Source organism: Candidatus Acetothermia bacterium, assembly GCA_024653305.1.
GTDB lineage: Bacteria > Bipolaricaulota > Bipolaricaulia > Bipolaricaulales > Bipolaricaulaceae > JACIWI01.
Map to the genome: position 1 here is coordinate 1 of JANLFW010000046.1, position 2197 is coordinate 2197.

1 protein-coding gene is annotated in these 2197 nt (G+C 68.1%); it reads left to right on the plus strand.

Annotation, left to right across the window (positions count from 1 at the left end):
• On the plus strand, positions 1-2197 hold a 2197-nt coding region (locus NUV94_08090; protein ID MCR4392696.1), incomplete at both ends, for a DUF11 domain-containing protein.

The following is a 2197-nucleotide window of genomic DNA, read 5'->3' on the forward strand; positions in this document are numbered from 1 at the left end:
TCGTCGCGTGCACGGGCCTGGAGAACAGGCTCGACGCCCGGTTCGGCTGCGACGACGGCTCCGTGTGCTACGACACGGCCCTCCAGGGTGGGACCGCCCGGGCCTCGATCCGGCTCCTCTTGGGCCAGCCCCTCCTCGAGATCACCCCGGCGGAGATCCGCGTTCCCTACTGCAACCCGGCCGGGGCAACGGCCACGATCCCCATCTGGAACTCCGGCGATGGCAACGCGCGGGAGGTCCGGATCTGCGCGGACTTCAGCCCGTTTACGGTGGCAAGCGTGGTCGAGCCCGCAACCTACGAGGGGGGGTGTTTCCGCATCCCCGACCTCGCCCCAGAAGAGGCGTTCGAGCTCCAGTTTAACCTCGTGTACTTTGGGGACTGGTGCACTGCCCCGGAGCGTCGGGACGTGTTCTACCAGCCTGTATACCGGAACGACTGCGGGGAGGAGTTCCTCCCGCCGGTGGGCTTCTTCTCCACGTGCTTCACCTGCTACGCCCCGGACGGGCCGCCGACCCTGTCCCTCTCCCTCACCGGGCTTCGGGAGGTCCACATCTGCCAGGACGTGGCCTACCAGGTGACGGCTGGGTTCTCCGGGCTCTCCTCCTGCGGGGGTGGATCCCAGACCGACATCACGGTCGTCGTGACCGTCCCCGCGGGGTTCACGGTGGAGGACGCCGGGGGAGGGTTGTGGACCCCCGGCTCCGGCGGAACGGGCGGGACGATCACGTGGACCTTCCCCCCTGGGTCGTCCCTCGATACCCCGATTGTTCTCCGTCCGCCGGGCGCATCCCGGTGCGGGACCCTGGCCACGCTCTCGGCCACCGCGAGCGCCACCGACTGCTGCGGCTGCCCCCTCTCCGCGTCCCAGTCGGTCCCCATCGCCATCGAGTGCCGGACCCTCGTGGGGAGCACCAAGGTCGCCGTCCCCCCCGCCCAGGAGAAGTGCGGCCGGATCACGTACACGAACACGTACACGTTTGCCGACAGCGCCCTCCTGGACGAAGTCTCGTTTGACGAGCTTGCGTTCGAGGAGAGCGCGGCGAACAGTCAGGCCTACGTCCCGGGTTCCCTCGCCATCACCGTGGACGGCAACCCCGCGAGCCCTCTCCTCTTCGTGGACACGACGCCGGGGGGAACCCTCGAGATCAGAGGGATCGACTACCCAGGCTCGGTGCGAAACACGGTTCTTGTGATCTCCTACACGTTGGAGATCACCCCCGCCGCGCAGCCCCAAGCGTGCCCAGGGAGCTATGGGTTCTACTCCTGGTCCACGCTCAACCTCGGGCCGGACTGCCGGGACGAGGACGAGTGCACGGAGTACTGCACGAAGGCGGAGGCGCTCTGGGTGACGGCGGAGACGCCGTCCATGGAGGTGGGGCTGAGTGGGCTTCCGGACCTTGCAGACCCGTGCGGCACCTACACGGTGACCCTCACCCTCACCAAGACCTCGACCTACGATCCCCACGACGTCGTCCTCCAGCTTGAAAACCTCAACTACTATATCGTGGACCTCGCCTCGGTCGCCTGCAGTGGCGACGTCGCTCCCGAGAACTGCACCCCGCTGGATTACGGAAGCTACTACGAGTGGACGTACGGGGAGGCCTTTGCCCAGAAGCCCGCGGGTGCCCGCTCGGTGCTCACGTTCCAGGTGCGGAAGCGGTGCGGTCCGGGGCTGGCCCTTTCCGCCGCCGCGTTGTACCAGGACGCCTGCGGGGGAGGGTGCCAGGCCTCCGCCGCGGACGCCCCCCTCCTCCTCCGGTCGCCGAACCTGTTCGTGTACAAGACCCCCGAGGTCTACTACGCCACCACGAACACCCAGCTGTGGACCATTTACCTCGTGAACAGCGGCTCGGGCTGGGCGTACGACGTGTGGGTGGACGATATCCTCGGGAGCGGCCTTGCGTACGTGTCCTCCTCGGTCGCGCCCGCAACTGGGGTCACGACGTACCCGAACGAGGACCACCTTGGGAACCCCGTCAACGGCGTCTCGTGGCGGATCGCGGCCATGTACCCGGGGGAGCAGCGGGTGATCACCCTCACCACCCGCCTCGTTTCCTGCAGCGACCTGTGGAACGAGGTCTGGACAAGCTTGGGCTGCGGGGGGGAGGACTGTCTGCCCCCGGTGGGCGACAGCTCAACGGTCCGCATCCCCACGACCCAGCTTGCGGCGACCTCCTCCACCGCCTCCCCCATCGC